Here is a 6,018-nt window from a genome sequence, read left to right on the forward strand (position 1 = left end):
AACAGCGTATATAAAAAATAGCTAGGCATTTGACATCAGCATTTTTTTTTGTTTATTTATAAAGTAAAAGCAAATACGAAAGATAGTTAGCTAATTATACGCTACATTTCATATACGCAAACGTTGTGTGTAATGCGAGACAAACATCTGAACTAAAAAATAATTGAAGGAAAAGATTTATAATTTAGGAAAAAAAGCTCTAATGATTTTGGGTGGAATATCACTAATTGGAATAATTCTGATTTTTGGCTATCTCGCCTACTCGACTACAATTGGAAATAAAACTGTCGAAAATAAAGCAACGAAATCTGATGTAAGATTCGTGCTGAATTGGTGTGGACTTGGAGACGATAGAATTGAGAAAGTAACGAATAGTTATGAATCTGGTCGCTCTTTTACTGGAGATTATCTGGATGCATATGGAATTGACATTTCGAAAGTAACTCACGATGAACTGAAAAACAAAAAAGGTTTTTATCGATTAGATAATTTACCTAAAGTTTTGAATGATGCTGTTGAAATGGCAAATGGCTGGCAATATCAAATCTCTTGGTTTCCAAAATTAAAAGATTTGCAAAAAGAAGATGTTTATGTCTATCCTTGGAGCATATATTGTAATGGAATTGACCCAAGTGGTGCGGAATTAATTTTTGTAATACCGAATGAAAACAAAGTATATTATATTGGAACAAAAATGTAACGAAAGCACTACACACAACAAAGTATATAATCCATTGCTAGTACTAGACTGCTTACGAATATTCCTGCGGAATATTCTATTCGATTTTTATTTGCTAAATTAGTTGCTTACACACGCAACGTATCATATACAGAACCGTTAGCTACAATTATGAAAAAAACAGTGATAGTTTTATTATTACTTTTTACTGGACTAAAATCGTTTAGTCAAAATATTTATTCAACTAATGAATTCAAAATTTCATTTGAATCAAGCGAGATTTTAGAAAAATACCCAACTGAATCTAAAAATGTTTTAGGCTTTGAAAATGATAATATCGCAATTGATATTGAAATTATTCCAATTGAACAGGAATCTAAAAAATTTAAAAAAAACATAAAACGTGGCGCAAAAGAAATAGCAAAAGACTTTGGTTTAAGAGGTGTCAAAAATGGAGGTTATTTAAAAAATATTAATCATGGATATTTTGTAAAAGGTTATGGTATTGATAATGGAAAAAAATATTCAATTTTCATTATTGCAATCCTAAATTATGATCTAGGACTAGCTTACGAAATTAGTATTGACTGTTATAATTTAAGCCAATCGGAAAGTATGAATATCATTGATAGCTTTAGAATAATAAAATAACTGTAGCTAACAACGTATATAAAAAATTGCTATTTTGGGCTAAATTTAAAGGTCGTTGCACGTTTGCTACGTCTGATTTTCCTTCGGAAAATCCTCGCACGCAAACACGCAACTTTCCATATACAAAACCGTTAGCAATAATTAACAAGAAACATCGTGACCAAAGAAAAACACTTTTATCGAATATTATTTCTTGCTTCAATATTCCTATTGTTGATTAACGATTTATACTTGAAATTTGAATATCATAATTATCTAACTGGAAAACTTTCTGATTTTGTTGGACTTTTTGCCTTTCCATATTTTTTCAGTTCTTTTTTTCCGAAAAAGATAAAGTCTATTTACATTTTGAGCGGAATTTTATTCGTGCTTTGGAAATCGGAATTTTCACAACCAATATTTGATTTTGCTCTCTCAAACGGAATTGGAATAAATCGTACAATAGATTATTCTGATTTAATTGCTTTATTGGTTCTACCATTTTCATATATCTATTGGAATTCGGAATCTAAATCTTTGTTTAAAGCAAGGAAAAAATTAAAGCCAATAATTATCGGAATAAGTTGCTTTGCATTTATTGCAACTACTCTACCTAAACATTACGAAAAATTATCTATGAAATCGGAATTTTCGACTATTATTAATTCTGATAAACAATCTGTAAGAACACAACTTCAGATATACAAAGAAGGAATGTTTGCACAAGATAACTATCGAATTGAAATGTCTGGAAAAAATGCTCATATTTTAACTTCTATAAAAGTAGATTCTATAAATGAACAGAAGACAAGAGTTTCTTTGGACAGTATATTAAGTTTTACTGTAGAGGGAAATGGATTTCTATTTAGTAGCGGAATTGACAAAGATGACGTTGAACATATTAGAAAATTAAGTAAAAACGAAATTGAACAATTGTTTTCAAAACAAATAAAAAAGGAATTTGAAAATTAATAACTATTGCTAACACCGTATATAATTTATTGCTAGTTCTAGCCTACTTACGAAAATCCTCGCGGATTTTCTATTCAGTTTTTATTTGCTAAATTAGGTGCTTAAAACACGCAACAAACCATATACAAACACGTTAGCAAACATTTGATGAACAACCTCAAAGCCATATACATATTATTAGTTTTTTGTCTATTTTCTTGCAAAAAGTCAACGGAATTAAAAACTGAAAAAGCAACTCTGAATAAAACGGAAATTGACACTTCTAAACGTTATCAAAGAATTAATATTCCTTATTATGAGAATGGAGAATTAGTAGGAGAAAACGAAGCCTATGTTTCGAAAAAAAAGGACACTTTTTGGAATACTTGGCTATTTTACAAAAAGGGAGTGATAGATAGTTCTAAAAGTAAATTTTTCGATTTCAATATTACTGGAAATAAAAAAGACTCAATTCTGAAAGGAAAAATCAGTATCTACTCACCTGCTGACAGTATTCCTAAATCAAAAATTAGTTCTAGAGAAATAACATTAGTTTTTCTACAAAAAGAAAATGATTCTATCATTGTTAAAGAAATTAAATCAGAAAAAAGTACGTTTGAATTTGACTATAAAAATTTTGAAAACTATGGATTTGAAGGTTTTGTAATGGACTTACGTTTTATTAAAATAGATTCTAACTCTGAAAAATTACTTCTGAATAGAAATTATTTTGCGTTGGACACAAAACTTTCGACAAACAATGTTTATGTGGAATTATTAGAATAAAAACGATTTGCTAACAACGTATATAAAAAATTGCTAATTTAGGCTAAACAAAAGGTCGTTGCACGTTTGCTACGTCTGATTTTCCTTCGGAAAATCCTCGCACGCAAACACGCAACTTTCCATATACAAAACCGTTAGCAACAAGGCAAGACAAACATTGAGAACATTTATAAACATATTGATTATTCTTTTGCTTGTGATTTCTTGCAAACCAAATAAGGCGGAATTAAATTCAGCTGAATCTCAAACCTACAAACGAATTAGTGGAAATAAAACTTGGGGATTCGTAAATCAAAACGGAGATACAATTATACCTCTTAACAAATATAAATTTCTGAATCCGATTGATGAGGAAGGAATGATACTTGGAGAAAATAATGGAAAAAGAGGCTACATAAATATTACTCAAGATACCTTAATACCTTTTAAATATGACGATTTGAGTGTGTTTTCAAATGGACTTGCACCAGCGGAATTAAATGGGAAACACGGATTTATTGACAGAAAAGGTAAAGTCGTAATACCATTTGAATATGAAAACGAGAGTCATTTTTATAAGTGTGGTTTAGCTAGAGTGCGTAAAAACAATAAATATGGATTTATTGACAAAACTGGCAAAGTAATAGTTCCAATAGAATTTGAGAAAGTAAGAGATAATAAAGCGGACGAACTAGTATGCGCAATGAAAAATGGAAAATGGGCGTTTTTCTCTTGTGATGGTAAAAGACTTACTGATTTTGAATATGACAAAATCACAGAAGTTTCATATAACGATAGGACTAATACATATTTTAAAAAGGGATTATGTCGAGTTGAAAAAAACGGTCAACTTGGATATATCAATTCAAATTTTGAAACTATAGTTCCTTTTGGGAAATTTGACATTGCAGAACCTTATCAAAACAATTTAGCGATAGTATCTAAAAATGGAAAATATGGAATTATTGATAGTTTAGGAACTTTAATAATTCCTTTAAAATATGACCTAATCGAACATCCAGCGATATACTCAAATATATTTGCCGAATTTTTAACCAATGATTCGGGAAAGTTTGGATTACTTGATTCCAATGGAGATATTCTTCTCGAAAACAAATACAAAGAAATTATTTGGGATAGACTTAAACGAGGAGAAAATCAACAAAAATATTACATCTATAAAGAGAATGAAAAATTTGGAGCTATAAACACAAAAGGAGAAATAATTATACCTTTTGAATATGAACAATTATCAAATTTTAAATATCAAGATTTTACGATAGCAAAAAAGAATGGCAAATTTGGTGTTATTAACTCATTTGCCGAAACTATTATTCCTTTCGAATATAACTCAATAACTTGTAATGAAAGAAAACAATGGTGCAAACTTTTAATACTTGAAAAAGATGGTAATGTAGGTTTAGCAGACTTAAAAGGGCAATTAAAAACCCAATCTATTTACCAAGAAATATCACCTTGCTTTTACGATGAAACCAATAGGTTTATTGTGAAAAAAAGCAACCTTTTTGGTATAATAGATATTGATGAAAATATAATTATCCCAATAGAATATAATGAAATATCTAATTGGGTGGAATATGGTCCAGATGAACATTTTGTAACAAAGAACAAAAAGAAAGGATTAATCAGCAGAGAAGGAAAAACAGTAATTCCACCTATTTATGACGAGATTTTAGTAGATAACTCTAAACTAATCAAAGTCAAAAAAAATAGTTTATTTGGAACAATCAATTGGAAAAACGAAATAGTTAATCCAATAGAATACGAACAAATTTTATGGGAATGGCCATATCTGACAAATAAAGAATTGGACACTATTTATTTAAAAAAGAATGGAAAATATTTTTCAACTGACACTAAAGGAAAAGTTTTAGAGCAAAAGGTAAGCGCGAAAGTAATTGATAAAAAATTTAGTTATATATTAAATTACAGATAAAGCCCAGTTGCTAACAAAGTATATAATCCATTGCTAGTTCTAGCCTACTTACGAATATTCCTGCGGAATATTCTATTCGGTTTTTATTTGCTAAATTAGTTGCTTACACACGCAACGTATCATATACAGAACCGTTAGGCAACATTTTTAAAAAATGGGAACAAGAGAACATTCAGAACCGATAGCATGGATATTATTTCTAACATTAAAATCAAATTATGAGAGCTCTAAGTTAAAAATGGAAAATAAAAAAAGAGGTATAAATGGCCACGTTCCTGAAGCCCTTTTTGGTTATTCCATGGCTATTACAGTTTGGGAATCTTTTCTTCATGAATGTTTTTATGATATGATTTCCGAAGCTCGTTTTAGAAAGGAAAATGAAGTCTTTTTTGAATTCAAGGAGAATATTGAAAAATGGGATTTAGAAACAAAAACCCTCGCTTTTCCAAAATGGATAATTGGTAAATCTTTTGACAAGTCACAGCAACCTTTTCAAGATTTTAAAAAACTAATACAAATAAGAAATGCTATTTCACATTTCAAAATGGATCGTCCACCTTTAAGTGCTATAAAAGAATTAGATCAACGAAAATTTACTATTCAAAAAAAAGCAAATGAACATTATGCGTGGACTTTAGAATTAAGTACAATTGAGTGTTACAAATGGGCAATTAATACAATTGTTGATATGATACATTGCTTGGCAGATTTTTTTCCAAATGAGATACGACCATTTTGGGCAGATACATTTAAAAAAGTTGATTAAACGTTGCCTAACAAAGTATATAATCCATTGCTAGTTCTAGCCTACTTACGAATATTCCTGCGGAATATTCTATTCGGTTTTTATTTGCTAAATTAGTTGCTTACACACGCAACGTATCATATACAAAACCGTTAGCAAACATAATGACCCGTCCTGAATAAAGGCTACATAATTTTAAACATTATGTACAAAAATGACAAAGTAATCAGACGGTATTCAGAACCTTTCAAACTGAAAATTTTAGCCGAACTTACAACCGGTAAACACACA

Annotated in this window: 6 protein-coding genes; all 6 read left to right on the plus strand. The window is 29.5% G+C overall.

Annotated elements, in window-relative coordinates; translation table 11 throughout:
• Window positions 1-163 precede the first annotated feature (163 nt).
• The 6 genes from ACFSSB_RS01830 to ACFSSB_RS01855 all read left to right on the plus strand — a co-directional run bounded on the left by ACFSSB_RS01830 (window position 164) and on the right by ACFSSB_RS01855 (window position 5,748).
• Window positions 164-700: a hypothetical protein gene (locus ACFSSB_RS01830; protein WP_379900347.1), complete on the plus strand. Its 537-nt coding sequence runs from the start codon at window positions 164-166 to the stop codon at window positions 698-700.
• A 150-nt stretch (window positions 701-850) separates the two neighbouring features.
• The gene (locus tag ACFSSB_RS01835; RefSeq protein ID WP_379900349.1) at window positions 851-1,330 is read left to right on the plus strand and encodes a hypothetical protein; all 480 of its coding nucleotides are present in this window, start codon (window positions 851-853) and stop codon (window positions 1,328-1,330) included.
• 156 nt (window positions 1,331-1,486) lie between these two features.
• On the plus strand, window positions 1,487-2,281 hold the full coding sequence (locus tag ACFSSB_RS01840; protein WP_379900351.1) for a hypothetical protein: 795 nt from the start codon (window positions 1,487-1,489) through the stop codon (window positions 2,279-2,281).
• A 147-nt stretch (window positions 2,282-2,428) separates the two neighbouring features.
• Window positions 2,429-3,046 (plus strand): hypothetical protein, encoded by a 618-nt coding sequence (locus ACFSSB_RS01845; RefSeq protein WP_379900353.1) that lies wholly within the window; start codon window positions 2,429-2,431, stop codon window positions 3,044-3,046.
• Between the two features lie 157 nt (window positions 3,047-3,203).
• Window positions 3,204-4,982 (plus strand): WG repeat-containing protein, encoded by a 1,779-nt coding sequence (locus ACFSSB_RS01850; protein ID WP_379900355.1) that lies wholly within the window; start codon window positions 3,204-3,206, stop codon window positions 4,980-4,982.
• A 154-nt stretch (window positions 4,983-5,136) separates the two neighbouring features.
• The gene (locus tag ACFSSB_RS01855; protein WP_379900357.1) at window positions 5,137-5,748 is read left to right on the plus strand and encodes a hypothetical protein; all 612 of its coding nucleotides are present in this window, start codon (window positions 5,137-5,139) and stop codon (window positions 5,746-5,748) included.
• The last annotated feature ends 270 nt before the right edge of the window (window positions 5,749-6,018 follow it).

Source organism: Lacinutrix gracilariae (assembly GCF_042684485.1).
Taxonomy (GTDB): domain Bacteria; phylum Bacteroidota; class Bacteroidia; order Flavobacteriales; family Flavobacteriaceae; genus Oceanihabitans; species Oceanihabitans gracilariae.

Excerpts from the sequence above, each read along its gene's own strand:
- ACFSSB_RS01835 (WP_379900349.1), top strand. The coding sequence starts at position 851 with ATGAAAAAAACAGTGATAGTTTTATTATTACTTTTTACTGGACTAAAA.
- ACFSSB_RS01845 (WP_379900353.1), top strand. The coding sequence starts at position 2,429 with ATGAACAACCTCAAAGCCATATACATATTATTAGTTTTTTGTCTATTT.
- ACFSSB_RS01855 (WP_379900357.1), top strand. The coding sequence starts at position 5,137 with ATGGGAACAAGAGAACATTCAGAACCGATAGCATGGATATTATTTCTA.